At 69.4% G+C, this 25,927-nt stretch carries 22 protein-coding genes; 5 read left to right on the top strand and 17 right to left on the bottom strand.

Annotated features, from left to right (window positions below; translation table 11 throughout):
• The first annotated feature begins 6 nt into the window (after positions 1-6).
• A complete protein-coding gene (locus EJ105_RS04975; RefSeq protein ID WP_250165491.1) occupies positions 7-900 on the top strand; it encodes a ParB/RepB/Spo0J family partition protein in 894 nt (297 codons plus the stop codon).
• Between the two features lie 105 nt (positions 901-1,005).
• On the opposite strand, the gene EJ105_RS04970 is transcribed toward EJ105_RS04975, so the two are convergent.
• Positions 1,006-1,470, bottom strand: a complete 465-nt coding sequence (locus EJ105_RS04970) for a Ros/MucR family transcriptional regulator (protein ID WP_024281441.1) — start codon at positions 1,468-1,470, stop codon at positions 1,006-1,008.
• Between the two features lie 695 nt (positions 1,471-2,165).
• On the opposite strand from EJ105_RS04970, the gene recR reads away from it, so the two are divergent.
• On the top strand, positions 2,166-2,771 hold the full coding sequence (gene recR, locus EJ105_RS04965; protein ID WP_029556322.1) for a recombination mediator RecR: 606 nt from the start codon (positions 2,166-2,168) through the stop codon (positions 2,769-2,771).
• A 28-nt stretch (positions 2,772-2,799) separates the two neighbouring features.
• On the opposite strand, the gene EJ105_RS04960 is transcribed toward recR, so the two are convergent.
• The 6 genes from EJ105_RS04960 to murD form a co-directional block, all read right to left on the bottom strand.
• A complete protein-coding gene (locus EJ105_RS04960) occupies positions 2,800-3,612 on the bottom strand; it encodes an outer-membrane lipoprotein carrier protein LolA (protein ID WP_250165490.1) in 813 nt (270 codons plus the stop codon).
• A gap of 196 nt (positions 3,613-3,808) precedes the next feature.
• Positions 3,809-6,292, bottom strand: coding sequence for a DNA translocase FtsK (locus EJ105_RS04955; RefSeq protein ID WP_431192957.1), 2,484 nt, complete (start codon positions 6,290-6,292; stop codon positions 3,809-3,811).
• A gap of 14 nt (positions 6,293-6,306) precedes the next feature.
• Positions 6,307-7,569, bottom strand: a complete 1,263-nt coding sequence (locus tag EJ105_RS04950) for an aminotransferase class I/II-fold pyridoxal phosphate-dependent enzyme (protein WP_284145299.1) — start codon at positions 7,567-7,569, stop codon at positions 6,307-6,309.
• 56 nt (positions 7,570-7,625) lie between these two features.
• Entirely contained in the window at positions 7,626-8,579 is a 954-nt protein-coding gene (locus EJ105_RS04945) for a bifunctional riboflavin kinase/FAD synthetase (RefSeq protein WP_250165488.1), read from the bottom strand.
• A 133-nt stretch (positions 8,580-8,712) separates the two neighbouring features.
• Positions 8,713-9,606 carry a TIGR01459 family HAD-type hydrolase gene (locus EJ105_RS04940; RefSeq protein ID WP_250165487.1) on the bottom strand — a complete coding sequence of 298 codons (894 nt, stop codon included), beginning with the start codon at positions 9,604-9,606 and terminating at the stop codon, positions 8,713-8,715.
• A gap of 114 nt (positions 9,607-9,720) precedes the next feature.
• Positions 9,721-11,265 carry a UDP-N-acetylmuramoyl-L-alanine--D-glutamate ligase gene (gene murD / locus EJ105_RS04935; protein ID WP_250165486.1) on the bottom strand — a complete coding sequence of 515 codons (1,545 nt, stop codon included), beginning with the start codon at positions 11,263-11,265 and terminating at the stop codon, positions 9,721-9,723.
• 222 nt (positions 11,266-11,487) lie between these two features.
• Between murD and EJ105_RS04930 the strand changes: the two genes are divergently transcribed.
• A complete protein-coding gene (locus EJ105_RS04930; protein ID WP_024276542.1) occupies positions 11,488-11,706 on the top strand; it encodes a YgaP family membrane protein in 219 nt (72 codons plus the stop codon).
• Positions 11,707-11,782: 76 nt separating this feature from the next.
• Here EJ105_RS04930 and mraY read toward each other — a convergent pair whose 3' ends face one another.
• From mraY to EJ105_RS04895, 7 genes are all read right to left on the bottom strand, one after another.
• Positions 11,783-12,868 (bottom strand): phospho-N-acetylmuramoyl-pentapeptide-transferase, encoded by a 1,086-nt coding sequence (gene mraY / locus EJ105_RS04925; RefSeq protein ID WP_024276543.1) that lies wholly within the window; start codon positions 12,866-12,868, stop codon positions 11,783-11,785.
• Between the two features lie 7 nt (positions 12,869-12,875).
• On the bottom strand, positions 12,876-14,336 hold the full coding sequence (locus tag EJ105_RS04920; RefSeq protein ID WP_394041478.1) for a UDP-N-acetylmuramoylalanyl-D-glutamyl-2,6-diaminopimelate--D-alanyl-D-alanine ligase: 1,461 nt from the start codon (positions 14,334-14,336) through the stop codon (positions 12,876-12,878).
• Positions 14,333-15,811, bottom strand: a complete 1,479-nt coding sequence (locus EJ105_RS04915) for a UDP-N-acetylmuramoyl-L-alanyl-D-glutamate--2,6-diaminopimelate ligase (protein WP_250165485.1) — start codon at positions 15,809-15,811, stop codon at positions 14,333-14,335. The genes EJ105_RS04920 and EJ105_RS04915 overlap by 4 nt, the downstream gene beginning before the upstream one ends.
• Before the next feature lie 90 nt (positions 15,812-15,901).
• The gene (locus EJ105_RS04910; RefSeq protein WP_250165484.1) at positions 15,902-17,848 is read right to left on the bottom strand and encodes a peptidoglycan D,D-transpeptidase FtsI family protein; all 1,947 of its coding nucleotides are present in this window, start codon (positions 17,846-17,848) and stop codon (positions 15,902-15,904) included.
• A gap of 11 nt (positions 17,849-17,859) precedes the next feature.
• Positions 17,860-18,468: a cell division protein FtsL gene (ftsL, locus tag EJ105_RS04905; protein WP_051678897.1), complete on the bottom strand. Its 609-nt coding sequence runs from the start codon at positions 18,466-18,468 to the stop codon at positions 17,860-17,862.
• Between the two features lie 5 nt (positions 18,469-18,473).
• Entirely contained in the window at positions 18,474-19,511 is a 1,038-nt protein-coding gene (rsmH, locus tag EJ105_RS04900) for a 16S rRNA (cytosine(1402)-N(4))-methyltransferase RsmH (RefSeq protein WP_024276548.1), read from the bottom strand.
• Entirely contained in the window at positions 19,508-19,981 is a 474-nt protein-coding gene (locus EJ105_RS04895) for a division/cell wall cluster transcriptional repressor MraZ (RefSeq protein WP_024276549.1), read from the bottom strand. Before EJ105_RS04895 ends, rsmH begins: the two co-directional genes overlap by 4 nt.
• A 321-nt stretch (positions 19,982-20,302) precedes the next feature.
• Between EJ105_RS04895 and EJ105_RS04890 the strand changes: the two genes are divergently transcribed.
• Together EJ105_RS04890 and EJ105_RS04885 are read left to right on the top strand one after the other, a co-directional pair.
• The gene (locus EJ105_RS04890; protein ID WP_250165483.1) at positions 20,303-21,310 is read left to right on the top strand and encodes an SPFH domain-containing protein; all 1,008 of its coding nucleotides are present in this window, start codon (positions 20,303-20,305) and stop codon (positions 21,308-21,310) included.
• Between the two features lie 4 nt (positions 21,311-21,314).
• Positions 21,315-21,761 carry an NfeD family protein gene (locus tag EJ105_RS04885; RefSeq protein ID WP_250165482.1) on the top strand — a complete coding sequence of 149 codons (447 nt, stop codon included), beginning with the start codon at positions 21,315-21,317 and terminating at the stop codon, positions 21,759-21,761.
• A 70-nt stretch (positions 21,762-21,831) separates the two neighbouring features.
• Here the strand turns inward: EJ105_RS04885 and EJ105_RS04880 are convergent, their stop codons facing one another.
• The 3 genes from EJ105_RS04880 to EJ105_RS04870 all read right to left on the bottom strand — a co-directional run bounded on the left by EJ105_RS04880 (position 21,832) and on the right by EJ105_RS04870 (position 25,907).
• Complete coding sequence (locus EJ105_RS04880) at positions 21,832-24,492, bottom strand: TIGR02302 family protein (RefSeq protein ID WP_250165481.1); 2,661 nt, start codon at positions 24,490-24,492, stop codon at positions 21,832-21,834.
• 91 nt (positions 24,493-24,583) lie between these two features.
• A complete protein-coding gene (locus EJ105_RS04875; protein WP_029556307.1) occupies positions 24,584-25,378 on the bottom strand; it encodes an RluA family pseudouridine synthase in 795 nt (264 codons plus the stop codon).
• Positions 25,338-25,907: an O-acetyl-ADP-ribose deacetylase gene (locus EJ105_RS04870; protein ID WP_250165480.1), complete on the bottom strand. Its 570-nt coding sequence runs from the start codon at positions 25,905-25,907 to the stop codon at positions 25,338-25,340. Before EJ105_RS04870 ends, EJ105_RS04875 begins: the two co-directional genes overlap by 41 nt.
• Positions 25,908-25,927 lie beyond the last annotated feature (20 nt).

Below are 25,927 nucleotides of genomic sequence, written 5' to 3'. Positions count from 1 at the left end.
ACGAAGATGGCGGATGAACAGCGCTCCCGGCTGGGGCGGGGGCTTGCCGCGCTGATCGGCGAGATGGGGGAGCCGCAGGCGGCACCGACGCGCAGCTCGGGCACGCGTGGCGGCCCGCGCCGCGTGCCCATCGAGCAGGTGAAGGCGAACCCCCGCAACCCGCGCCGCGCCTTCCTGGAGGAGGGTCTGGAGGATCTCACCGCCTCCATCCGCGAGAAGGGCATCATCCAGCCCATCGTGGTGCGACCGCTGAAGGGATCGGACGCCTTCGAGATCGTCGCCGGCGAACGCCGCTGGCGGGCCGCCCAGCGGGCGAGCCTGCACGAGGTGCCCGTGGTGGTGCTGGACCTCAGCGATCGCGAGGCGCTCGAAATCGCGATCATCGAGAACGTCCAGCGCGCCGACCTCAATCCGGTGGAAGAGGCGCAGGGCTACGAAGCCCTGATGGACGAGTTCGAATACAACCAGAACGAGCTTTCCAAGGTCATCGGGAAAAGCCGCAGCCACATCGCCAACACGCTGCGGCTGCTGAAGCTGCCGGAAGCTGTGAAGGGGCATCTGGCGGAGGGGCGGCTCAGTGCCGGCCATGCGCGGGCCCTCCTCGCCGTTTCCGATCCAGAGAAGGTGGCTCGTGAGGTCATCGCCAAGGGCCTGACGGTGCGCGATGTGGAGGCCCTGTCCAAGGCGAAGACGCCCCCTGCCCCGGTCACGGGACGCAGTTCGCCCGCCCCTGTCACCGAGCGCAAGAGCGCGGACACCCGCGCGCTGGAGAAGCGGCTGGCCGATGCCCTGGGGTTGGCCGTCAGTCTTGAGGGCAAGGGCGAGGCGGGCGAGCTGCGCATCCGCTATGCGAGCCTCGACCAGCTCGATGAGATCTGCCGCAAGCTCGGCCTGGATTGACGTTTACAGGATTGGACAAAGAAAAAGGCCGGGCATCTGCCCGGCCTTGCTTCGTTGAGATCCCGGCCGCATTTTCTTGTGAGGACGCGGCCAAATCTGAAAAAATCAGGCAGCAGCCTTGCGACGGGTGGTCTTCTTCGCAGGGGCGACGGGCGCCTTCTTGCGGGTCTGGCCGAGGCCCATGTTCTTGGCGAGTTCGGAGCGGGCCGCAGCATAGGCCGGGGCGACCATGGGATAATCCTTCGGCAGGCCCCACTTCTCGCGGTAAGCTTCGGGGGTCATGCCGTAGCTGGTGCGCAGGTGCCGCTTCAGAGACTTGAACTTCTTCCCGTCTTCCAGGCAGATGATGTATTCCGGCGTCACCGACTTCTTCAGCGGGACGGCCGGCTTCTGCTCTTCCACCTGCGGCGCGGCCGGGGTGCCGAGCTGGCCGAGGGCGCGATAGACGGACTCGATGAGACCGGGAAGCTCGGTGGCCGCGACGCTGTTGTTGCTCACATACGCGGCGACGATGTCCGCGGTGAAGTCGATGAAGCTCGGCGACGGAGTATTGGACGCGGAGTCGCTCACGGGAGTCCCTTTCTGTTCTTCGCTATGGCGCGCGGACAATGCGGGAAGCGGCTGGAATGCGACCGGTTCAGGATGAGCCTCGGACACATGCTCCGCCGGGGCTGACGCCGCATCGGCTGACTAAGTTTCACGGTTAATCTATAGCACCTCGTCTTATAAATACAATCGGGTCCAAAAAGTTCTTCAAAAACCAGCAATAGAGCGGGTTTGCGGCTGTCGAGGAGGCGCCGTCGCGCGTTCATCGCGACGAGATGATCCTTGTCAGATCAGCGAATCGATGGGCCGACAGATGAAAACAACGGACCCTGGAAGTGTTCCTGGTTCGCCGGCGCTCAAGGCCGTGCGTCCATAGCCGGGGAGATACTAGGGGGAGGTCGCCACGCCGTGTTCTTCTACGGCGTCCGCGACAAGTACATGCGTCGATTTGTACAACTATCGGCTGCGATGGAAGCCGAGGTTTCCCCCACGTCGGCCCCCTGCCCCGACTGCTTTGGCGAAACGAACCGCGGTCTTGAGCTTGTCGCTAGCGCGGGGCTCGGCATCCTGCCGTTTACGCTGGCGCGGCGGGGCGAACCGCGTTAGGTGGGGCGGGTCCGCTCCGGCCAAGGGGCGGCTTCAGGTCTGCGGTTCGGCACGGTTCTCCGGAGCGGCGCCGAACGCCCCAGGGTCTCCCGCGAGATGGGGACGAGGATGCCATGCCACGCGCCGTCGCCGGCCCCGAGATCGAGCGTCTGATCCAGCTTCTGGCCCGGCTGCCCGGCCTCGGCCCGCGTTCGGCGCGCCGGGTGGCGCTGCATCTCATCAAGAAGCGCGAGGCGCTGATGGCGCCGCTGGCGACCGCCCTGGGCGACGCGATCAGCAAGATCGTCACCTGCCACACCTGCGGGAATGTGGACGTGACCGACCCCTGCACGGTCTGCACCGATCCCACACGGGACGCACGCATGCTGGTGGTGGTGGCTGACGTGGGCGACCTCTGGGCACTGGAGCGCGCCGGCGTCCTCAACGCTCGCTATCATGTGCTGGGAGGCGTTCTGTCGCCGCTGGACGGGGTGGGGCCGGACGACCTCAACATCGCGAGCCTCGTCACCCGCGTGCACGATCAGGACGTCACGGAAGTCATCCTGGCGCTGGGCGCCACGGTGGACGGGCAGACGACCGCCCACTACCTGACCGATGTGCTGCGCGACACCGGAGCCCGTGTCACGCGCCTTGCCCAGGGTGTGCCCGTGGGCGGCGAACTCGATTATCTCGACGAGGGAACACTCTCCGCCGCCATCCGCGCACGCACGCAGATGTGATCGGCGAGCGGGCAGTCGTCCCCAGCTTTCACTGCAGCATCCGCTCGAAATTGATGACGAAGAGCTTCGGGTCGGGGCGCTTGTTCACCTGGATGTTCGACAGGGACACCTGCGTGTCATAGCCCTGCGGGTCGGTAACGACCCACTGCTTGAGGGCCGAGGTCTTGGCATCGAACAGGATCAGGAGCCGGTAGGTGCCGAACATGGGCACGGTCTCCTGCATCACCACCGTCACGAAGCGGTCGTCCTGGAAGATGCCGGTCACGTGCGGTTCGGTCCCGAGGTCGATGCGTTCCGCGAGCAGGAAACGCAGCGGCGTCTGCGACAGGGGCGTGATGTCCTGGGTGTTGAGATTGCGGTCGCGCACGGCCACCGACTGGCCGTTGGAGATCAGCTCCACCGGGCTCGGCGCATCGTATTCGAAGCGCACGCGGCCGGGCTTCTGCATGTAGAAGTCGCCGGTGCGCTTGGAGCCGTCCGGATCGATCTGGGTGAAGGTGCCGGTCATGGACTGCACCGAATTGAAGTAGTTGGTGACGCGGTCCACCGTCGCCTTCGGCGCGCGGCCATCGGCCGGCTGCGCCGCAGCCACGGGGGCGGCGCCCTTCATCTGACCCTGGGGCCGCATGAGGTCGCCCGGGGGCTGCACCGTCTGGGCGCCGGCCGGGCCGGCCGCGGCCAGTCCCAGCGCCAGCAGCAGGCCGGCGGCGGCGGCGCGGCGCGCCTTCTCCGACGGGGCGCGGGTGTCGCGCTTCGGGCTGCGGGCAAATCGGGTGGCGGCGGAGCGGATGAGCATCATGAGCATCTCTGGCGCAGGGCGTGTCGCTGGCAGGAAGGTCATTCCCGACGCTCCGATCCCGCCCCGCGCGGGCTGATCGGATGAACAGGGGTCTAATACGCAACTTGCGGCCGGGCTATGGCGAACCTGTGGCCTTGCCGACGCCCGGAGAAACCGCCCAGCGCCGCTTCTGTTCCGGTTGGGCCGAAGCTTCAACCGGAACCGGGAACCGCTCAGGCGGGAAAACGACGCGGCACGCTCATTCGGCTGCCTGCTCGGGCAGCAGGATCTCGCGCTTGCCGGCGTGGTTGGGCGAGCCGACGAGGCCCTCGTTCTCCATGCGCTCGACCAGCGAAGCCGCGCGATTATAGCCGATCTGGAGCCGGCGCTGGATATAGGAGGTGGAGCATTTGCGGTCGCGCATCACCACCGCCACCGCCTGGGAATAGAGGTCCATGCCCTCGTCGCCCATGCCGCCCTTGTCGAACACGGCGCCGTCGCCGTCCTCGTCCTCCGCATCCTCGGCAGTCACTGCCTCCACATAGGCGGGGGCGCCCTGGGCCTTGAGGTGCTTCACCACGCTCTCCACCTCCTCGTCGGAGACGAAGGGGCCGTGGACGCGACTGATGCGGCCGCCGCCGGCCATGTAGAGCATGTCGCCCTGGCCCAGCAGCTGCTCGGCGCCCATCTCGCCGAGGATGGTGCGGCTGTCGATCTTCGAGGTCACCTGGAAGGAGATGCGGGTGGGGAAGTTCGCCTTGATGGTACCGGTGATGACGTCCACGGAGGGGCGCTGCGTGGCCATCACCAGATGGATGCCGGCGGCGCGGGCCATCTGGGCGAGGCGCTGGATGGCGCCCTCGATGTCCTTGCCGGCGACGAGCATCAGGTCTGCCATCTCGTCGACGATGACGACGATGTAGGGCAGGGGCTCGAGGTTCATCTCCTCGCGCTCGTAGATGGCTTCGCCGGTCTCGTGGTCGAAGCCGGTCTGGACCGTGCGGGCGATGGATTCGCCCTTCTCGCTGGCGTCCCTCACCCGGGCGTTGAAGCCGTCGATGTTGCGCACGCCGAGCTTCGACATCTTCTTGTAGCGGTCTTCCATCTCCTTCACCGCCCACTTCAGCGCCACCACCGCTTTCTTCGGATCGGTGACGACGGGGGCAAGAAGATGGGGGATGCCGTCATAGACGGAGAGCTCCAGCATCTTGGGATCGACCATGATGAGCCGGCACTGTTCCGGCTTCAGCCGGTAAAGCAGGGACAGGATCATCGTATTGATGGCCACTGACTTGCCCGAGCCGGTGGTGCCGGCCACGAGCAGATGCGGCATGCGGGCGAGGTCGACGATCACCGGATCGCCGCCGATGGTCTTGCCCAGCGCGATGGCGAGCTTGTGCCCGGTGTCGCCGAAATCCTTGGTGGCGATCAGCTCGCGCAGCAGCACCTTCTCGCGCTTCTGGTTCGGCAGCTCGATGCCGATGGCATTGCGGCCCGGCACCACGGCGACGCGGGCGGAGATGGCGCTCATGGAGCGGGCGATGTCGTCGGCGAGGCCGATGACGCGGGAGGATTTGATGCCCGGCGCAGGCTCCAGCTCGTAAAGAGTCACCACCGGACCGGGGCGCATCTGGCCGATCTCGCCGCGCACGCCGAAATCCTGCAGGGTCGTCTCCAGCTCGCGCGCGGTCTCGGACAGTGCCTCCGGGCTCATGGCCGGGGCCTTGGCGGGGGGCGCGGGCGTCAGCAGGTCGAGGGAGGGGTGCTGGTAGCCGGCGCGGCGGCCACCGCGCCGGGCCGCGCGGCGGCGGGCGGCGGGGCTCTCGGTGGCAGCATCCAGCGGGGCATCGGGAACGTCGTGGGGCGCGGGGGCGCCGGCCCCCTCCAGACGCGGCTCCTGACGCTCGCCTGCGCCTTCCGCCCGGCCGGCTGACGCGGCAGGGGCGGGCACGGCGCGGCGGGTGAGCCCGGCACCGGAGAGGCGCGCCTTCCACGAGAGGAAGGTGTGGGTGAGGGCACCGAGGGAAACGGCGGTGCCGTCGTCCTCCTCGTCCTCGTCGCCCACCTCGCCCGGCAGTTCGGAGGCGGGGGCAAGCTTCAGGGGCGTGCGCCGGCCGCCGCTCAAGGCAAAGAACAGGCCTGCCGCCCCGATCGCGAGGCCGGCGGTGCCGATCAGCATGGAATCAAGGGCCGCAAGCGCGCCGCCGCGCATGACGCCGAAGGCGCGGGGAAAGAGATCGCCCAAGGCGCCGCCGAGGCCGGTGAGGCCCGGCCAGTGGTCCGGTTGCGGAATGGCGCCGAGGAACGCCGTGGTGCCGAGCACCCCGATGAGCCAGCAGGTGATGCGCAGGCGTTCGCGCGCGAACGGGCGGTGGGTGACGAGCCGCCAGCCGGCATAGAGCGGCGGCAGCAGCACGGCCAGCGCCGCGAGCCCGAACAACTGGATCAGCAGATCGGCGATGATCGCGCCGGGTCGGCCCAGGAGGTTCGTGACCGGCGCATGGGTGGCGTTGGACAGGCTCGGGTCGGCCGCGGACCAGGTGCCGAGCGCGACGAAGGAGATCAGCGTCGCGAGGATCAGTCCGGTCCCGACGATCTCCCGCCCGCGCCGGCGCACCACCAGCCGGATGCTCTCGGGGATCAGTTCGAGCCGGGGCATATGGTGGTGGGGCGCGTCCATCCGGCTGTTGATGACGGCATCGGCGGAGGCGGCTGCCTTCGGGCGTCGGCGGGCCATGGGCATCGGCGCGGCTCCCTTCAGAGGGCAGCGACGAGGCGCTTCAGCACCTCCTCGCAGGTGGGCAGATCCTGGACCAGCGCGACGCGCAGGAATCCGGCGGAGGGGTTGGCCCCGGTGAGGTCGCGGCGGGCGAGATAGCCCCCCGGCACCGTGCGCAGGCCCTGCTCGCGCCACAGCTTCACCGCCGCCGCCTCGCCGCCGGTGAGGTGGTCGTCGGCAAGGTGGGACACGTCGAGCCACAGGAAGAAGCCGCCGCCGGGCCGCTCATAGCCGAACCGGCCGGCAAGCATGCGGTCGGCGAGGTCGAACTTCGCGGCATAGAGGTCACGGGAGCGGGTGACGTGGGCCTCGTCCTCCAGCGCTGCGACGGCCACCGCCTGCAGGGGCTCCGGCACCTGCGGCGCGGCCACCCAGCGGAAGGCGAGAAAGTCCTTCAGGAAGGCGGGATCGCCGGCACAGAAGCCACAGCGCAGGCCGGGCAGGGATGAGCGCTTGGACAGGGAATTGAACGCCACGACGCGGGTGAGGTCGGTGCCGGCCACCTCAAGGATGCCGGCCGGCTTTTCCGCGCCGAGATAGATTTCCGAATAGCACTCGTCCGAGAACAGGAACGCGCCGTTGCGCCGCGCCAGCTCCAGCGCCTTGCCGAGATAGTCGGCGGAGGCGATGGCGCCCTGCGGATTGGCGGGGGAGGCGATGTAGATGGCCACCGTCCGCTTCAGCAGGTCCGAATCGAGCGCGTCGAGGTCCGGCAGCCAGCCGCTTTCCTTCGTGGTCGGCATCACGACCGCCTCGCAGCCGGCGGCCTCCGCGCCCGCGGCATAGGCGGCGTAGAAGGGATTGGGCAGCAGCATGGCCGGCTTGCCGTTGGCGCCCTTCGCCGGATCGGTGAGGCGTTGCGCGACGATGGCGGCGGAGAACAGGCCCTCGCGGGAGCCGTTCAGCGCCAGCACTTCGCGGTCGGCATCCAAGGGCTTCGCCAGCTTGTAGCGCTGCGCCAGCCAGCGGGCGGCGGCGGCGCGGAAGGTGGGCGTGCCCTCGGCGCGGGGGTAGCGGCCGAAACCGGCGAGATTACTGGTGAGAACCGGGCCGACGAAATCCGGCATGGCGTGCTGCGGCTCGCCCACGGCGGCGCTCAGCGGCTGTCGCCCCGGCTCGATCCCCGCGAGGAGGTCGGCCAGCCGGATGAAGGGCGAGCGGCGGTCTTCCGGGGGAGCGGCAAGGGGAGCGGCAGGTGCGGGTGGCACGGCTTTGCGGTCTTTTCTGGCGGCTTTCGTCATCCGCCCCAGAATGGGACCAGCCGGTTAAGGTGTGGCTAACTTAACCCGGCGATCCGTCAGACTTCCCGCGCCAGCACCTCGCGCGCCTGCTGCGCATCGGCCCTGATCTGCGCGACGAGCGCGTCGATGCCGTCGAACTTCAGCTCGGGCCGGATATAGGCGTGGAATTCCACCTCGATGGGCTGGCCATAGAGATCGCCGGAAAAATCGAACAAGTGCACTTCCAGCAGCGCCCGGCCATTGTCGAAGGTGGGGCGCCGGCCATAGTTGGCCACGCCGTCGAACCGGCCGGCGGGCGTCATGGCGCGCACCGCATAGATGCCGAAGGCCAGTTCCAGATCCTGCGGCAAGGCGAGATTGGCGGTGGGAAAACCGATGGTGCGGCCGCGCTTGTCGCCGTGGATCACCTCCGCCGTCACTGCAAAAGGGCGCCCCAGCATGTGGGCAGCATGGCCCACCTGTCCCGAAGCCAGCGCCCGGCGCACGGCGGTGGAGGAAATCGCGTCGTTCTCATCGCGCATGGGCTCCACCACGGTCACGGCGAAGCCGTGCCGTTCTCCCGCTTTCTTGAGGAAGGCGGGTGATCCGGCGCGCTGGCGGCCGAAATGGAAATCGAAGCCGACCGCCACGCCGGCGACGCCGTAGCGGCCGACCAGAACCTCGCGCACGAAGTCCTCCGCCTCCATGGCGGCGAGGGCGGCGTCGAAGTCGAGCACGATGGCGCCCTGAAGGCCGCTCTCGGCGATGCGGCGCAGTTTCTCGGCCGCCGGAGTCAGGCGGAAGGGCGCGGTGGCGGGATTGAAGAAGGTGCGCGGGTGCGGCTCGAAGGTGAGCGCCAGCGCCGGCCCTTCCGCTTCGGCCGCCATGGTCCGCGCCGCAGCGAACACCACCTGATGGCCGCGATGCACGCCGTCGAAATTGCCGATGGCGATGACGGGGCGCTTGAGCGCCGGCGGCAGGGGCTCGGGGCCGTGGACGAGCACGAAGTCAGGAGGAAGGGACACGGTCATCGGCGGGCGCAAGCCTTGCCTTGGTGTTCGGCGGGACGCCCGGAACCTCGACGGCACCGGGACAGGATATTCGGCCTTCGAGATCGGTCAAACCACGGGCAAATTCAAGGAACCGAATGTCGCCCGGGCGCGGCTACCAAGCGAGGCGGGGCATGACGCCGCGCGGATGGGCGTGGCCGGTGAAGAGGTCGGCGAGAGATTCGGTGTCGGGAACGGCGCCGTCGATGGACTTCAGCTCCTGCGCATGGATGCCGCCGGAGATGAACAGGCTGTCGAACCCGGCGTCGTTTGCGCCGGCGATGTCGGTGCGCAGCGCATCGCCGATGCCGAGCACGCGGGCGCGCTCCACCGCCTCGCCACGGATCACCTCGGCGCGGGCGAAGGCGGTGTCGTAGATGGGCCGGTAGGGCTTGCCGCACCAATAGGCCTTGCCGCCGATCTGCTCATAGGCCTGGGCGATGGCCCCGGCGCAGAAGATCAGCTTGTCGCCGCGCTCCACCACGAGGTCGGGATTTGCGCAGATGAACGGCAGCTCCCGCGCCTTCATGGTGGCGAGGGCGTCGGCGTAATCCTCCGGCGTCTCCACGTCGTCGTCGAGGAGGCCGGTGCAGACCACGAGGTCCGCGTCCTCAAGCGAGGCGAGGGTGAGGTCCAGACCGTCGAACGTGCCCACGTCCCGCGCGGGGCCGAGGTGGTAGACGCGGGCGCCCGGCCGCGCCTCCAGCATGTCGCGCGTCACGTCGCCCGAGGTGACGATGGCGTCATAGGCGGTGCGCGGTACACCAAGGCCGTCGAGCATGCCCATGATGAAGCGGTTGGGCCGCGGTGCGTTGGAGACCAGCACCACCGTCGCGCCGCCCGCCCGCACCTTCGTCAGCGCCTCGCAGGCGGCGGGGAAGGACGCGACGCCGTTGTGCAGCACGCCCCAGACGTCGCAGAGGATCAGGTCGTAGTCACCCGCGAAGGCGGAGAGGCCTTCCACCAGCGGCGGGGCGTGCAGGGGCGTGCGGGTGCCGGTCTCGGCCATCGACTTCTCCATTGTGCAATGCACACGTGCCACGGAAGGTCTTGAACCACAAGGCCGTGCGCCGCCCGTCGGATACCCGCTCCGCGCAGGTCGGCGGATGAACCCTCGGTGATCTCAGGGGTGTCCCTTGCCGGGATGTCCCCCCGGGTGCCCTCCCGCGCCGTGGGGGTGTCCGCCGCCATGGGGGTTGCCATGAGGGTTGCCGTGCGGATGGCCGCCGCCCTTGGGCGGCTCCTTCTGCGCCACCGGCGTGGTGGACTGCGTGCGGGCCTGGATGCCCGGCAGCGCCTGCACCAGCGTGCGGAAGGCGTCGCCGCGCACCTCGAAATTGGGATATTGGTCGAAGCTGGCGCAAGCCGGCGACAGCAGCACCACCGCATCCCCGCGGCCGGACGCCTCGGCGTCCCGCGCGGCGGCTTCCACCGCTTTGTCGAGGGTGCCGACGATCTCGTGGGGCACCTTGTCCGCCAGCGTCGCGGCGAAATCCTGCGCGGCCTCGCCGATGAGATAGGCCTTGGCGACGCGATCGAAGAAGGGGGCGAGCGGGGCGATGCCGCCGGCCTTCGGCTTGCCGCCGGCGATCCAGAAGATGTCGGTGAAGCTCGTCAGCGCGCGCTCGGCGGCATCCGCATTGGTCGCCTTGGAATCGTTGACGAACAGCACCTTGCCCTTGTTGCCCACCTCTTCCATGCGGTGGGCAAGGCCGGGGAAGCGCTTCATCGCCACAGTGATGACCTCCGGCGCGACGCCGAGCGCGCGGCAGGTGGCGTAGGCGGCGGCGGCGTTCTGCGCATTGTGCGCCCCGCGAAGCGAGCCGACGCCGCCCAGCGGCAGGCGGAACACCTCGGCGCCGCCTTCGGACACCACGAGCGTCTCGCCCTCGCGCCAGATGCCGTCGGGCAGGGGCCGCCTGACCGAGATGCGCACCACGTGCTTGCCGGCGTGCTCTGCCCGGTCGGCCATGGCGGCGGAGAAATCGTCGTCCACGCCCACGACGGCGGTGCCGGTCTGCTCGACGCCGGTGACGAGGCGTTCCTTGACCGCCGCGTAATTCTCGATGGTGCCGTGCCGGTCGAGATGGTCGGGGGTGATGTTGAGCATCACGCCCACGGAGGGGTCGAGGCCGGGGGCGAGGTCGATCTGGTAGGAGGAGCACTCCACCACATGCACCCGGCCGGGCTTCGGCGGGGCAAGCGACAGGATGGCGGTGCCGATATTGCCGCCCATCTGCACGTCCCGGCCGGCGACGCGCAGAATGTGGGTGATGAGCGCCGTGGTGGTGGACTTGCCGTTGGTGCCGGTGATGGCGACGAACGGCGAGCGGCGCGCGATGGCCTGCCGCTCGCGGCAGAACAGCTCGATATCGCCGATGATCTCGACGCCCGCCGCCTGGGCCAGCTTCACCGACCAGTGCGGCTCGGGGTGGGTGAGTGGCACGCCGGGGGCGAGCACCAGCGCCTGGACGATGGTCCAATCGATGTCGTGGAGATCCTGCACGAGGATTCCCGCCTCTCCGGCCTTGCGGCGGGAGGCCTCGGAATCATCATAGGCGACGACGGTGGCGCCGCCGGCCTTGAGCGCCTCTGCGGTGGCAAGGCCTGAGCCACCCAGCCCGAAAAGGGCGACGGTTGCATCTTTGAAGACGGTGACGGGGATCATGGCAGTAAAATCGTCCGTTGCGGCAATGCACTCCGGGCTCCCGTCTAGAGCATGATGCGAAAAAGTGCGAACCCCTTTCGCAGGCACCCGGCCTTAAGGGAAATCCCCCGCTTGCCCGATTCGACATTCATACTGTTGAATGTAGTCAACGGGATCGTGGACCCGCCCCGCCGGGGCAGGCTTGCTGGGTTTGCCCGCTGAACTTGGAATTGGGAGAGCGAGATGGTGGCGAACGTGGGTGGGATCGACCGGGTGCTGCGCTTCATCGCCGGGGTCGTGCTGATCCTGGTGCCCTTCGTGGCCCCCTCCGTGCCGGCGCTGGCCGGGCTCGGGCATTGGACCTGGCTGATCGGCGCCGTGGGCGTGGTGATGCTGCTCACCGCCGCCTTCCGCTTCTGCCCGGCCTATCCGCTGCTGGGCATCAATACGTGCGGGCGGTGACGTCTTTCCGCGTAACCTCGTGAAAAAGGCCCGCGGGAGGCGCTCCCGCGGGCCTTTTCATCAGTTAATACCGCCCTCACCGCAGCTTCAGCGTCGCCAGGCCCGCCAGCGCCAGCACCACGGCGACGATCCAGAAGCGGATCACCACCTGCGGCTCGGTCCAGCCGAGCTGCTCGAAATGGTGGTGGATGGGCGCCATCTTGAACACGCGCTTGCCGGTGAGCTTGAACGACGCCACCTGCACGATCACCGAGACCGCCTCCAGCACGAACAGGCCGCCGACCACCGCGAGCACGATCTCGTGCTTGGTGGCCACCGCGACCGTGCCGAGCAGGCCGCCCAGCGCGAGCGAGCCGGTGTCGCCCATGAAGACCTGGGCGGGCGGGGCATTGAACCACAGGAAGCCGAGGCCGGCCCCCATCACCGCGCCGCAGACCACCGCCAGCTCGCCGACGCCGGCGACGTAGTGGATCTGCAGATAGTCCGCGAACCGCACGTTGCCGGAGAGATAGGCGATGAGGCCGAAGGTGCCGGCCGCGATCATCACCGGCACGATGGCGAGGCCGTCAAGGCCATCGGTGAGGTTCACCGCATTGCCGGCCGCGACGATGACGAACACGCCGAACACCACGAAGAAGACGCCGAGGTTGAGCAGCAGATCCTTGAAGAAGGGGAAGGCCACGGAGGTGGACAGGCCGGACTTGCCCATGGTCATGATGATGACCACGGCGACGCCGGAGATCACCGCCTCGATGGCGAGGCGTGTCTTGCCCGAGAGCCCGTTATGGGTCTGCTTCGTCACCTTCAGGTAGTCGTCATAGAAGCCGATCATGCCGAAGCCGAGCATCACCAGCAGCACCACCCAGACATAGAAGTTGAACAGGTTCGCCCACAACAGCGTCGCCACCGCGATGCCGGCGAGGATCATCAGCCCGCCCATGGTGGGCGTGCCCTTCTTGGTGAGCAGGTGCGACTGCGGCCCGTCGGTGCGGATGGGCTGGCCCTTGCCCTGCTTCAGCCGCAGCATGGAGATCATGGCCGGGCCGAACAGGAACACGAACAGCAGCGCCGTCACCACGGCACCACCGGTCCGGAAGGTGATGTAGCGAAAGACGTTGAAGGCTGTGAAGGACTGGTGGAGATCGGCAAGCCACTGGAGCATCTGAATTCTATCCTTCGAGCAGCGCATCCTCGGCGGCGCGGAAGCGCTCGGCGAGGCTCTTGACCAGCGGTCCCATGCGGCTGCCGTTGGAACCCTTGACCATCAACGTGTCACCGCCCCGGATGGCGGACGCCACCATGGGCTCGAGGTGGGAGGCGTGGATCGCATAGCCGCCCCGCCGCTCCGAGGGCAGGGCCTGCCAGAGCGCGTGCATCTGCGGCCCGCAGCAGAACACCAGATCGATCTTCGCCGTGCGGATCGCCTCGGCCAGCTCGGCATGGTGCGCCTCGCCGTCGGGGCCGAGCTCCAGCATGTCGCCGAGCACCGCGATGCGGCGGCCGCGTGGGCCTATCGGGGTCCGGCTGAGCACATCGAGGGCGGCGCGCATGGAGGCGGGGTTGGCGTTGTAGCTTTCGTCCAGCAGCGTCGCCTGCCCGCCCTTCACCTGCAGGCGCAGCGCGACACCGCGGCCGGGTGGCGCCTTCATGCGGGAGAGGGCGAGGCCGACGAGCGCGAGGTCGGCACCGACGAGCTTCGCCGCGGCGAGCACCGCCAGCATGTTCTGCACGATGTGGCGGCCCGGCATGCCCACCTTGAAGGTCACGGGCGTGCCCATCACGTCCGCCACCCCCACCGAGCAGTAGGATTGCAGCGCCGCCTCCTTCAGCCGCACGTCGGCACCGGCGGTCTCGCCGAAGGTTACGATGCGGTCGATGCCCAGCGCCTCGGCAGCGGCCTTGAGCCGAGGGAAGAGGGGATTGTCGAGGTTCAGCACCACAGCGCCGCCCGGCTCCAGCCCCTGGAAGATCTCCGCCTTGGCGTCGGCGATCTCCTCGATCCCTGAGAACTGGGCGATGTGCACCGGCTCCACGGTGGTGATGATGGCGACCTGCGGGCGCACCAGCTTCACCAGCGGCGTGATCTCGCCGGGATGGTTCATCCCGATCTCGAACACGCCGTAACGCGCCTCGCGCGGTAGCCGGGCGAGGGAGAGGGGCACGCCCCAGTGGTTGTTGTAGGAGGCGGCGGACGCGTGGGTCTCGCCGTCGGCGCCGAGCGCGATGCGCAGCGCTTCCTTGGTGGTGGTCTTGCCCACTGATCCCGTCACCGCGACGATGCCGGCCTTCGAGCGCGCACGGCTGGCGCGCGCAAGGTCGGTCAGGGCGGCGAGCACGTCGTCCACCACGAGGAGGGGGGCATCGGCGGGGAACTGGTCCGCCTTGTCGCGGGCCACCACGCAGGCGGAGGCGCCGGCGTCCAGCGCCTTGCCCACATAAGCGTGGCCGTCGCTGTTTTCGCCGGCGATGGCGAAGAAGGTGTCGCCGGGGGCGAGCGAGCGGCTGTCGATGGAGATGCCGGTGGCATCGCGCGGCGTGCCGCGTACCTCCGCCCCCATGGCCGCCGCCATTTCCGCGACGGTGTGGAGCACCCGGCCGTCCTGTTCTGCCGTACCCGCACCCGCATTCATGCCGCGACCTCCTTGAGGGCGGCGAGGACTTCCGCCGCATCCGAGAATGGATATGTCCGGTCGCCGATGATTTGGCCGGTTTCGTGACCCTTGCCGGCAACGATCAGCGCATCCCCGCTTTCGATGAGGGCGACGCCCGCCCGGATCGCCTCGGCCCGGTCGCCGATCTCGCGCACATCGCCGCGGCCGGCGCCCCGGGCGCCTTCCAATACCTCTGCGCGAATCGCTGCCGGATCCTCGTTGCGCGGGTTGTCGTCAGTGACGATCACCACGTCCGCCTTCATCGCGGCGATCGCGCCCATGATGGGGCGCTTGCCCCGGTCGCGGTCGCCGCCACAGCCGACCACCACCACGAGCCGGCCGGGGATGGCGGCGCGCAGGGTATCGAGCACGGTGGCCAGGGCTTCCGGCTTGTGGGCGTAGTCCACGAAGACCGGCCGGCGTGGGTCGTCGCCGATGCGCTCCAGCCGGCCCGGAACACCCTTGAGGTGGGCGAGCGCGGCGAACGCCTCGGCGCGATCAGCGCCGCAGGCGATGGCGAGGCCGGCGGCCAGCAAGGCATTGTCCAGCTGGAAGCGCCCCACCAGCGGCACCACGGCGCTGGATCCGTCCGCGAACAACACCTTCTGCCCTGCGGGCGAACCCGTCGCTGCGGCGATGTCGATGCCGTCCGCCCGTCCCTCGCCGATGGGCAGGAGCCGGAGGCCGCGGGTGTGCGCCCAGGCGAGCGCGGTCGCGGCGAAGGGGGCGGAGGTGACGGCCACGGCGGCAGCGTCCAGCGGCATCACCTCGGTAAAGAGGCGGAGCTTCGCGCGGAAATAGGCGTCCATCGTCGGGTGATAGTCGAGATGGTCGCGGCCGAGATTGGTGAAGCCGCCGGCGGAAAGGCGCACGCCATCGAGCCGCTTCTGGTCGAGGCCGTGGGAGGAGGCTTCGAGCGCCATGTGGGTCACGCCCTCTCCCGCAAGCGCGTCGAGGGTGGCGTGCAGTTCCACCGGATCGGGCGTGGTGAGGCTGCCATAGGTGGCACCGTCCGGCTTCACCAGCCCGATGGTCCCGAGATACGCCGCGCGATGGCCGAGTCGCTCCCAGATCTGCCGCAGGAAGAAGGCGACGGAGGTCTTGCCCGCGGTGCCCGTTATGGCGGCGATGGTCTTCGGCTGGCGCGGATAGACGCGCGCGGCGGCCAGCGACAGGGAGCGCCGGGCATCGAGCGTGAAGGCGAGGGCCACCTGCGGCGGCAGGAGGGGGGCCGGCGCGGTCGGCTCCATCAGCACGGCGGCGGCGCCGCGCGCGATGGCGTCGGCGATGAAGCGCGTGCCGTCCGCATGGGTGCCGGGGATGGCGACAAAGAGATCGCCTGCCGTGATGCGGCGGCTGTCGGAGGACAGGCCGGTGATCGGCTCCTGGGCGCCGTCGGGCGTCAGGATGCGGGCGTGGCCGTCGAGGAGCTGTCCGAGAGAATATGTGGTCATCGGACCCCTTTTTGGCATTCGCCCGCCCCGGTTGTCACCCCGCGTGGGCGACCGCTGCGGTGGCGGTAACGTGCTCCCGCAGCGGTGACATCAGTTACGGTCGGCGACCTTGAGCGGCATGCGCAGCAGCTGCTCCGCATTGGGCAGGTTCTGGCGCGGCGCGATGTTGAGCATGGGAGCGATGCGCTCGACGATCTTGCCGGCGGTGGGTGCCGCGTTCCAGCCCGAGGTGGCGAAGCCATAGGTCTCGGAGGTCGCCTTGGGCTCGTCGAACATCACGAGGACGAGGTAGCGCGGCTTGTCCATGGGGAAGATGGCGGTGAAGGAGGTGAGCAGCTTGTTGTGGGCGTAGCGCCCGTTCACCACCTTCTCCGCGGTGCCGGTCTTGCCGCCGACGAGGAAGCCGGGCACCTCGGCCTTGGTGGCGGTACCCTTCTCGGCGTTGAGGCGCATGATGTAGCGCATCTTGTCCGAGGTCTCGGGCTTCAGCACGCGCACCGCCACCTTCTGCGCCTCTTCCGGCGTCCGCTTGATGAAGGTGGGCGGGATGAGGAAGCCGCCATTGACCATGGAATTCACCGCCATCACCGCCTGCAGCGGGGCGACGGAGAGGCCGTGGCCGAAGGCGATGGTGGCCGAGTTCAATTCGCCCCAGCGCCTCGGCACGATGGGCTCGGAGCTTTCCGGCAGCTCGGTCTTGAGCCGGTCGAGCTGGCCCATCTTCTTCAGGAACGCCTTGTGCGCCTCCACCCCCAAGGAGAGCACCATCTTCGCCGTGCCCACGTTGGACGAGACGAGGAAGATCTCGGGCACGGTGAGCACGCGGTTCTCGGCGTGGTAGTCGTGGATGGCGAACTTGCCGAAATGCAGCGCGCCGCGCGCATCGAAGGTCGAGTTCAGGCCGATCTTGCCCGAATCGAGCGCCATGGCGAAGGACAGCGCCTTGAAGGTGGAGCCCATCTCGTAGACGCCGGTGGTGAGCCGGTTGAGATAGGCGTCGTCCTTGGGGTTGCCTGACATGTTGGGGTCGAAGTCGGGGATCGACACCAGCGAGATGATTTCGCCCGTGTTCACCTCGGTCACGACGGCCATGGCGTGCAGCGCCTGGAACTTGTTCTTCGCCTTCACCAGCTCGTCGCGCACGGCGTGCTGCACGCGCACGTCCATGGAGAGCTGTACCGGCTCCTGCTGGCGATCGGTGGCAAAGCCGGCGAGATGCAGTTCGGCGAGGCCGCGGCTGTCGATCCACTTCTCGATGCCCGAGATGCCCTGGTTGTCCACGTTCACCCCGCCCATCACGTGGGAGATGATGGGGCCGTCGGGATAGATGCGGCGGTTTTCCTTCAGGAAGCCGATGCCGGGAAAGCCGAGGCGGTGGATGGCGCGCATCTGCGCCGGCGTGATCTCGCGCTTCAGCCAGGCGAAGCCCTTGCCGGAATTGAGGCGCTTGCGGGCTTCCTCGACATCGAGATCGGGCAGTACCTTGAGCAGGCCTTCCAGCGCTTCGTCGGGATCGATGAGGCGGCGCGGCTCGGCGAACAGGGACGGGGACTTCACGTCGATGGCGACGATGTCGCCGTTACGGTCGATGATGTCCGGCCGCGCGGAGGCAACCGCGTCCGAGCCACGCCCGCGCCCGCCGCCGCCGTCCGCCGTCATGGCGAGGTGGGAGAGCTGCACCGCGATGGCGATGAACAAGCCGCAGAAGGCCAGCATCACCAGCTTGATGCGGCCGCGCGCCACGGTATCGGGATCGGCGCGGTCGAGGCCGAACAGGCCGCGCACCACATGGCGGACGCCGCGCCAGCCGAGATGTCCGAGCCCCACGGTGAAGGGCCACAGCACATTCCAGCTGGCGATGGCGGCCCGCGCTGAGCCGCGCGCGGTGGCGCGGCCGGCGGCCTTGCTGCCGGCGCCGAGACGATCGAGCAGCACCGCGCACGAGGCGTCGGCATCCCGGAGCACGGGACCGACGGCGGCGACGAAGCCGGCCCACAGGCGGGCGAGGCGGGCGGAGATGGAAGACAGATCAGCCATTTCGGACCTCGTCAGCGGAAACCGGCCAGGAATCCGGAGAGCTTTTCGAGGGGATTGGTGGGCTCCGGGGGCGGGGCGGGCGCCGGAGCGGCGGCGGCCGGTGCCGGCTGCATGGGGGGCAGGGGGCGCGGCGCGGCGGGACGAGGCGTGGCGGAGGCGCTCGCGGCCGGCTTCGATACCGGCGCATTGGCCGGGCGAAGCGCCGAGGTCGCCGGCACGGTGGCGCCACCCGAGCTTGTGGGTGCGGTGGTCGAGGCCGAGGGCTTGGAGCCGGCCGAGGAGGTGACGAGGGGTGCGTCCACCAGCGCCTCGATCATGCCGCCGATGCCGTCGCCGCCGGAGGCGGGCTTGGCGGGCAAGTCATCGAGGCTGGAAATCGAATCGACATCGAGCCGCTTCATGTCGAGATGACGCTCGGCGAGGCCCTGGATATAGATGGGCGAAGTGCGGCGCGCCCATTCGGCCCGCATCAGCGCGATCGAATCGCGCTCCTTGCGGATCTGGGTGCGCAGGGTGGCGAGCCGCTCGGCCTCGGCGGTGGACGAGACCTTGAGCTGGTAGACCACCGCGGCGGTCACCAGAAGCGCGACGACCATCACGACATTGGCGACCCGAAACATCTCGACTAGCGTCTCCGCCCTGCGCGTTGCGGTGATGGGGGCGGAAGCAGCCCCATCAGGTCACCGCCCGGATGCGCCGGGGCGTCCGTGCGCTCGGCCGCGCGAAGTTTCGCGGACCTGGAGCGCGGGTTGCCTGCCACTTCGTCGGGACCGGGCTCTACGGCTCCCTTCGCCACGAGGCGGAAGGAGGGCTCCGGCCCTTCCGCTTGCGGCTGGTGGCGCGAGGCGGACGGTGCCTTGGACCGGTGTGACAGAAAAGTCTTAACGATCCTGTCCTCAAGGGAATGGAAGGTGACGACCACCAGCCGTCCCCCCGGCCGGAGCGCCCGCTCGGCGGCGGCCAGCGCCTCCACCAGCTCCGACAATTCCTCGTTCACGGCGATGCGCAGGGCCTGGAAGGTACGGGTGGCGGGATGCATCTCGCCGGGCTTGGCCCACACCACGCGCGAGACGATCTCGGCGAGCTGCGCGGTGCGGGTGATGGGCGCCTCTTCCCGCGCCTTCACGATGGCCTTGGCGATGGCGCGCGAATGCCGCTCCTCGCCGAAAGTCCAGATGATGTGGGCAAGGCGGACGTCATCCAGCGTGGCGACGAGATCGGCGGCCGAGAGCCCGTCTGCGCCCATGCGCATGTCGAGCGGCCCGTCGCGGCGGAAGGAGAAGCCGCGGTCCGCCTCGTCGAGCTGCATGGAGGAGACGCCGATGTCCAGCACCACCCCGTCGAGGGGGCCGAAATCCTGCTCGGCGGCGATCTCGTCGAGCCGCGAAAATCGGTCCTGCACGAGGAGGAGGCGCTTGCCCGAGGCTTCCACCAGCGTCTGCCCGGCGGCGATGGCCGTGGGATCGCGGTCGATGGCGAGCACCTGGCAGTCGGCCGCGGCGAGGATGGCGGAGGTATAACCTCCCGCGCCGAAGGTGCCGTCCACATAATGGCCGGCGTCCTTCGGCGCGAGGTGCGCGAGAACCTCGCGAAGCATCACCGGCAGATGACGGGCCGGTCCGCCAGCGGCGTCGGCGGGGCCGACCCCGTGGCCCGTCGTCATGTCCGTTCGCTCCGCGTGGTCTCCGCTCGGGAGCCGATGGCCTGGCGCAACTCGCGCACCCGTCGGGTGGCCTCCGCGAGATGTGCCTTCAGCCGCTCCGGTTCCCAGATCCGGAACTTGTGCCCCAGGCCGACGAACGCCACCTGATCGGTGATCGCCGCGTGGGCCTTCAAACTCTCCGTCAGCACCACCCGGCCCTCCGGATCGATGCGCAACGTCTCGCTGGTGCCGTAGAGCGCGGCGGCCAGCTCCTCGCGCGCTTCGGAATAGGGCGGGTAGCTGTCGATCAGCGTGTCGATCTCGCCGATCAGACGATTGCCGCCGGCATCCAGCGCCGGTTCCGCAAGGCTCGGATGGCAATAGAGGCCGTCCGCGCCGTCCTTGGTCAGCACCATGCGGTAGGGCGCGGGGATGGAGACCCGGCCCTTGGCGTCGAGGCGCATCGTGTAGGTGGACACGAAGCGGTCCATGGCGCCCGGGTGCCCTCGTGTTGCAACGGGCGCCGTTCAAGGCGGCCCGCGTGACGGCCGAGACCGTCCATCCTGTTCATGGGTACTTATGGGTTATCATGGGCTGACATGGGCCGTCAACGAAACGGCATGGGCCGCGCTGTGCCGAAACGGGACGCTTCACCAGCTCCGACGGGAACATCACGCGAACGAATCACGTGCGAATCGGACCGCGCCGGATCTTCCCCTTCCGTTCCTTCGGCGTGCCCCCGCCTTGCCGCCGCCCCCTTCCCCATGGCCATATGCGCCACCGGCCGCAGGGGGCCGGCTGAGGGGCGCCCCATGATCGAGATCGGTCCCAACCTGTTCGTGCTGGTGCTGCTGGTGCTGGCGGTGGCGGTGGTCTTCTCCGGCGTGAAGACGGTGCCGCAGGGCTATCAGTACACGGTGGAGCGCTTCCGCCGGTACACCAAGACCCTCATGCCCGGCCTCAACCTCATCGTCCCGTTCATCGACCGCATCGGCAACCGGGTGAACGTGATGGAGCAGGTGATCGACGTTCCGAGCCAGGAGGTCATCACCAAGGATAACGCCACCGTGACGGTGGACGGCGTGGTGTTCTTCCAGGTGTTCGACGCCGCCCGCGCCTCCTACGAGGTCGCGCGGCTCGACACCGCCATCCTCGCGCTGACCATGACCAACATCCGCACGGTCATGGGCTCCATGGACCTCGACCAGCTTCTCTCTCACCGCGACGAGATCAACGTGCGCCTGCTGACGGTGGTGGATGCGGCGGCCTCGCCCTGGGGCATCAAGATGACCCGCATCGAGATCAAGGACATCGTGCCGCCCGCCGACCTCGTGAACGCCATGGGCCGCCAGATGAAGGCGGAGCGTGAAAAGCGTGCCGTGATCCTGGAGGCCGAGGGCCAGCGCCAGTCGGAAATCCTCAAGGCGGAGGGCCAGAAGCAGGGCCAGATCCTGCAGGCCGAGGGCCGGCGCGAGGCGGCGTTCCGTGATGCCGAGGCGCGCGAGCGGCTGGCGCAGGCGGATGCCAAGGCCACCGAGATGCTGTCCGTCGCGGTGGCGAACGGCGATCCCGCCGCGCTCAACTATTACATCGCCGAGAAGTACGTGAAGGCGTTCGAGACCATGGGCGCCGCACCGAACCAGAAGGTGGTGCTGATGCCCTATGAGGGCACGGCGTTGCTCTCCTCCCTCGCCGGCATCGGCGAGATCGCCAAGGGGGCGTTTGGATCGGGCGCATTCGGGACCGAGGGCGCGCCCGCGCCGCGTTTGCCCGGCCGGCGGCCGACGGGCCCCGCGACCGTGCCGCCCCGGGAGGGCTGAGCCCGTGCCCCTTCTCTCCCAACTCGGTCCCTGGGCGTGGTTCGTCCTCGGCGGCGTGCTGCTGGTGGCAGAGATCGCCGCGCCGGGGGCCTTCCTGCTGTGGCTCGGGCTCGCGGCCTTGGTCACCGGCGCCGTCGCTTACACGGTGGCGCTCGCGTGGCAGGTGGAAGTGCTGGTGTTCGCCGCCCTGGCGGTGGTGGCGGTGCTGGTTGGCCGGCGTGTCAGCCCGGCACCCGGCAAGGCCTCCGACCGGCCGTTCCTGAACCGCCGTCCGGACGGCTTCGTGGGGCGGGTGTTCACTCTCGATGCGCCGATCCTCGGCGGAGTCGGGCGGGTGCGTATCGACGACACGGTGTGGCGCGTGGAAGGCCCGGATGTCGCCGCTGGCCACGACGTGCGCGTCACCGGCACCGATGGCGCGACGCTGAAGGTGGAGCCGGTCGAGGCCTGACGCCTCCGCGCCGCCTCAGAGCGTTTCCGAGCGAAGCGGGTACCGGTTCGCTCGGAAACGCTGAAACGCTCTAGTTCAGCCCGCGCAGCAGCCGCTCCAGATAGTCGAGCTCGATCTGCGGACGCTCCGGCTGCTCCAGCCGGCGCCGCAGCTCCTCCAGCACGCGGCGGGCGCGCTGGGCGTCCACCTCGTCCGGCACCTTCACGGTGAAGTCGTCGCCATAGTCCTGGCTACGCAGGGGGCGGCCGAGGGGATCGGTGCGCTGGGCGCTTTCCTCGCCCGGACCGCCGGGGCCCTGCCCCTCCTGCTGGCCGCGCTGCGCCTCCGCCATGGCCTGCGCACCCTGCCGGAGCGACTGGAGGGCACGGCCCTCGGCGTCGAGCGCGCCCTGGCCCTCGCCGCGGCTGAGGGCTTCCTCCGCCTCGCGCATGGCCTGCTCCGCCCGGCCCATGGCCTCGCCGGCCCGGCCTATGGCGTCGCCTTCGCCACCTTCGCCGTTCTGGCCCTGCTGACCTTGGCCCTGCTGGCCCTGTCCCTCTTGCATGCGGCGCATCTGGTCGAGCATGCGGCCGAGGCGCTTACGCAGCTCCTGCTGTCCCTGCTGTAAGTCCGAGAAGCCGTTCTCGCCGGGCTGTTGGCCCTGACCCTGCTGACCCTGCTGTCCTTGCTGACCCTGGCCCTGTTGTCCCTGCTGCCCGCGTTGGCCTTGCTGACCCTGTTGCCCTTGCTGGCCTTCCCGGTTCTGGCGCCAGGTGCGGTCGCGCAGGCGCTGCTGCTCCTGGATCATCTTGCCGATTTCGCTCTGCTGCTGCTGTCCCTGCTGCTGTCGACCGGCCTGACGGCTGCCGGGGCGCATGTTCTCCATCATGGCCTGGAGCTGGTCGAGCAGTTCGCGGGCGGCGTCCTTGTTGCCGGAACGGGCGAGATTCTCGATGCGGTCCAGCATCTTCTGCAGGTCTTGCGGGCGGACGATGCGGGTGTTGGGGTCGAGCGGGCGGGCATCGGTGCCGCTGTCGCGGCGCGCCTGCTCGGCGAGCTGCCGCATCATCTTTTCCATGGCCGCGCGCAGATCCTGCGTGAGGCGCTTGATCTCCTCGTCACTGGCGCCGCGCTCCAGCGCCTCGCGCAGGGCCTCTTGGGCGGCGCGCAGCTCGCGCTCGGCGTCGGAGAGGGTGCCGTCCTCGATCAGCACCGCCACTTCCCAGAGATAATCCACCAGCGACCTGAGGTCGTCGTCGTTGCGGGCGTTCTTGGCGCGGGCCAGCGCGGTGCGCAGGCCGAGATATTCGCCGGCGCCAGGGGCGAACTGGGCGGGGGCGATGGTGAGGCCTTCCAGCACCGTGACCAGCCGGCGGCGGTTGCCGGCGTCGAAGGCGAGGCGGCGGCGCTCGTCGATGAGCGCCTTGGCGAGGGGCTTCGAGAAGGCGCGCGCGGGCAGGCGGACGGTCTTTGTCTCGCTGACGCCTTCGTTGCCGGCGTCGTCGCGAGCCTTGAGCTGGACCTCCACGCGGGCGCCGGCCCACGGATGGGCGACGAGATCCTTTGTGGTCTGCGCCGCGCCGGTGCGACCGCCGGCCGGCAAGGTCAGTTTGAAGTCGGGCGGCGGAACCAGCGGCTGCGCCATCTTGCGCGGGGATGCGCCGGGGCGGGGGAAGAGCGGCGGCTCGGGCGGCAGGGGCGTGAACAGCGCCTCGGCTTCCTTCACCCCGTAATCGTCCTCCATCCGGTAGGCGAGCACCAGCGCGTTGCGCTGGCCGGTCTGCGGGTCCTTGGCGAAGCTGATGGTGGGCTTCTGGTCCGCCAGCACCTTGAAGTGCCATGCAAGGCGGCGCTGGTCGGGACCGAGGAAGGTGACGTCGGAATCCTCGCGGATCACGTAGCGCTTTTCGCCGGCGGTGGTCGGCGCATCGGCCTCGGGCTTCGCCTCGGCGATGCCGCCGTCGAGCTTGAGGGCGGCGGTGTCGATGCCGGAGCCACGCACCACCAGCGTGCTGCCCACCGGAACCTGTAGCGCGGCGGCATTCAGCGAGGTGGGATCATCCGAGCGCAGGCCCGGCAGCACCACGGGCGGGCGGCCGGTATAGGCGGGCGGATCGATCCAGGCATCAAGCCGGTAGGGCGGGGGCGGGACGATGGTCTTCCAGTCGAAGGCCGCGCCGATGCGGGAGAGATGCTGCCCCGGCGCCATGAAGACGGTGGCCGCCAGCGCCAGCACCGCCAGCGCGCGAACGGCGCGTGGATCGAGACGGGCGAGGCCGGGCGAGGGCGTGCCGGCCTTCAGCGAACGGGCGGCCGCCAGCGCGCGGGCGAGGTGCGCGCGCCACAGGGCGGCACCGACCGGATCGTCCGGGCGGGTGGCGAGGCTGTCGGAAATGGCGGTGGCGGGGCGGTGGGCGAGGGCGCTCTTCGCATCGAGGCGCGCCACCGCCTCCTCCCGGCTCGGCCAGCGCAGGGCGAGCAGCGGGCGGGCGGCGAAGAGGATGGCCAGCGCGAACAGCACCACGCCGGCGATGCGCGGCCACACGGGCGCCGACACCCAGACACCGGCGAAGGAGACGGCGAGGAACAGGGCCAGGGGAACGCCAACACGCGCGAAAGCGGGCCAGGCCCGTTCCCAGAATACCGTGAGGCGGGCGCGGCCGATGGCGCGTTCGAGCAGGTCACGCGCGGTCTCTTCCGGCGTGCGGTCCTGGGGCCTGCGCGGGAGCTTTCCGTCGCGAGATACGCTCACACCCTCTCCCTTTCCTGCCCTTCGTCAGCCAGCTTAACACGGAGCAAGTTCCGGGCCAGATTGCCCCAACGGAACCCGCTTCACAAATGGGTCAGGCCTTGCTTTCAGCCGTCCCGAGCTTGGCGAAGGCGACCTGATCGGCGGCGGTGCCCACGGCAACCGGATCGAGGCCGAGATGGGAAAGCGTCTCGCACATATGCGGCGGCAAAGGGGCGCTCACGTCCACCGGCGGAGCGCCCGCCTTGAGAGGAACCACCACGCGGCGGGAATGCAGGTGCAGCTTCGGTCCGCCGGGCAGGCGCGAGGCGCCGCCATAGATGGCATCGCCGAGGATGGGCGTGCCGAGATGGGAGAGGTGCGCGCGCAGCTGGTGGGTGCGCCCCGTCACCGGGGATAGCGCGATGACCGCGAGGTCACCCGCCCTGTGCAGCACCTGGAAATCGGTGATGGCCTCCTGCGCGCCCGGAGAGCCCTTGGGCACGGCCTGCATCCACCAGCCGCGATGCGGCGAGCGCTTGGCCAGGGGCTGGTCGATCCGCCCCGCGTCCGCCGCCGGTGCGCCGAGGGTGACGGCCACATAGGTCTTGCCCACCGCGCCGCTGGCAAACAGCTTTCCGAGCTGCGCCAGCGCCTTGGTATGGCGGCCGAGCACGAGGCAGCCGGAGGTGTCCTTGTCCAGCCTGTGCGCCAGCTCGGGCGCGCGGGGCAGGCCGAAGCGCAGAGCGTCGAGATGATCGGCCAGCGTCTCCCCGCCCTTCGGCCCGGCATGGACGGGCAGGCCGTAGGGCTTGTCGATGATGAGCATCAGCCCGTCGCGGTGGAGGAGGGGGAGGTCCCGCCCGGTCTCAGGGGCGGGGTGCGATGCCGTGGGCGCGGAGGGCGTCATGATGGAGGTCGGCGGAGCCTTGCGAGAAGCAGCAGAAGACCACGCGGGTCACGCTGCCGGGACCTCCAAGATGGGCGAGGACGGCGCCGACCGCCAGTGGGGCGGCCCGCTCGGGCGGAAATCCATAGATTCCCGTGGAGATGGCGGGGAAAGCGATGGAGGCGAGGCCGGCCTCGTCCGCGCGCCGCAGGCTTTCCCGGTAGCAGGAGGCAAGCAGCGCATCCTCATCCGCGCCGCCGCCTCGCCAGACGGGACCGACGGTGTGGATGATGTGGCGCGCGGGCAGCCGGAATCCCGGGGTGAGGCGCGCTTCGCCGGTGGGGCAGCCGCCCAGCGTCCGGCAATGCGCCAACAGCTCCGGCCCGGCGGCGCGATGGATGGCGCCGTCGACGCCGCCGCCACCGAGCAGGGAGGCGTTGGCGGCGTTCACGATGGCGTCAGTGGCGAGGCGGGTGATGTCGGCGACGATCACCGCGCAGTCCGTGGCGCCGCGCGGCTCCGTGCGGTGAGAGGCGGGTGTCTCGTTCATGGCTGGCGGTCCTGCGGCAG

Source organism: Xanthobacter aminoxidans (genome assembly GCF_023571765.1).
Taxonomy (GTDB): domain Bacteria; phylum Pseudomonadota; class Alphaproteobacteria; order Rhizobiales; family Xanthobacteraceae; genus Xanthobacter; species Xanthobacter aminoxidans.
Note: the sequence above shows the minus strand (reverse complement) of the source record. Positions and strands in the feature narration are given on the sequence as shown.

What these genes read in the sequence shown, in the direction of transcription:
- EJ105_RS04915 (WP_250165485.1), bottom strand. Translation starts at nt 15,811, where the DNA reads ATGACCACATATTCTCTCGGACAGCTCCTCGACGGCCACGCCCGCATC.
- EJ105_RS04945 (WP_250165488.1), bottom strand. Translation starts at nt 8,579, where the DNA reads ATGACCGTGTCCCTTCCTCCTGACTTCGTGCTCGTCCACGGCCCCGAG.
- recR (WP_029556322.1), top strand. Translation starts at nt 2,166, where the DNA reads ATGCCACGCGCCGTCGCCGGCCCCGAGATCGAGCGTCTGATCCAGCTT.
- EJ105_RS04955 (WP_431192957.1), bottom strand. Translation starts at nt 6,292, where the DNA reads ATGCCCATGGCCCGCCGACGCCCGAAGGCAGCCGCCTCCGCCGATGCC.
- EJ105_RS04910 (WP_250165484.1), bottom strand. Translation starts at nt 17,848, where the DNA reads ATGGCTGATCTGTCTTCCATCTCCGCCCGCCTCGCCCGCCTGTGGGCC.
- EJ105_RS04895 (WP_024276549.1), bottom strand. Translation starts at nt 19,981, where the DNA reads ATGGACCGCTTCGTGTCCACCTACACGATGCGCCTCGACGCCAAGGGC.
- EJ105_RS04870 (WP_250165480.1), bottom strand. Translation starts at nt 25,907, where the DNA reads ATGAACGAGACACCCGCCTCTCACCGCACGGAGCCGCGCGGCGCCACG.
- EJ105_RS04930 (WP_024276542.1), top strand. Translation starts at nt 11,488, where the DNA reads ATGGTGGCGAACGTGGGTGGGATCGACCGGGTGCTGCGCTTCATCGCC.
- EJ105_RS04975 (WP_250165491.1), top strand. Translation starts at nt 7, where the DNA reads ATGGCGGATGAACAGCGCTCCCGGCTGGGGCGGGGGCTTGCCGCGCTG.
- murD (WP_250165486.1), bottom strand. Translation starts at nt 11,265, where the DNA reads ATGATCCCCGTCACCGTCTTCAAAGATGCAACCGTCGCCCTTTTCGGG.
- EJ105_RS04875 (WP_029556307.1), bottom strand. Translation starts at nt 25,378, where the DNA reads ATGACGCCCTCCGCGCCCACGGCATCGCACCCCGCCCCTGAGACCGGG.
- EJ105_RS04950 (WP_284145299.1), bottom strand. Translation starts at nt 7,569, where the DNA reads ATGACGAAAGCCGCCAGAAAAGACCGCAAAGCCGTGCCACCCGCACCT.
- EJ105_RS04890 (WP_250165483.1), top strand. Translation starts at nt 20,303, where the DNA reads ATGATCGAGATCGGTCCCAACCTGTTCGTGCTGGTGCTGCTGGTGCTG.
- EJ105_RS04940 (WP_250165487.1), bottom strand. Translation starts at nt 9,606, where the DNA reads ATGGCCGAGACCGGCACCCGCACGCCCCTGCACGCCCCGCCGCTGGTG.
- rsmH (WP_024276548.1), bottom strand. Translation starts at nt 19,511, where the DNA reads ATGACGACGGGCCACGGGGTCGGCCCCGCCGACGCCGCTGGCGGACCG.
- mraY (WP_024276543.1), bottom strand. Translation starts at nt 12,868, where the DNA reads ATGCTCCAGTGGCTTGCCGATCTCCACCAGTCCTTCACAGCCTTCAAC.
- ftsL (WP_051678897.1), bottom strand. Translation starts at nt 18,468, where the DNA reads ATGTTTCGGGTCGCCAATGTCGTGATGGTCGTCGCGCTTCTGGTGACC.
- EJ105_RS04920 (WP_394041478.1), bottom strand. Translation starts at nt 14,336, where the DNA reads ATGAATGCGGGTGCGGGTACGGCAGAACAGGACGGCCGGGTGCTCCAC.
- EJ105_RS04960 (WP_250165490.1), bottom strand. Translation starts at nt 3,612, where the DNA reads ATGACCTTCCTGCCAGCGACACGCCCTGCGCCAGAGATGCTCATGATG.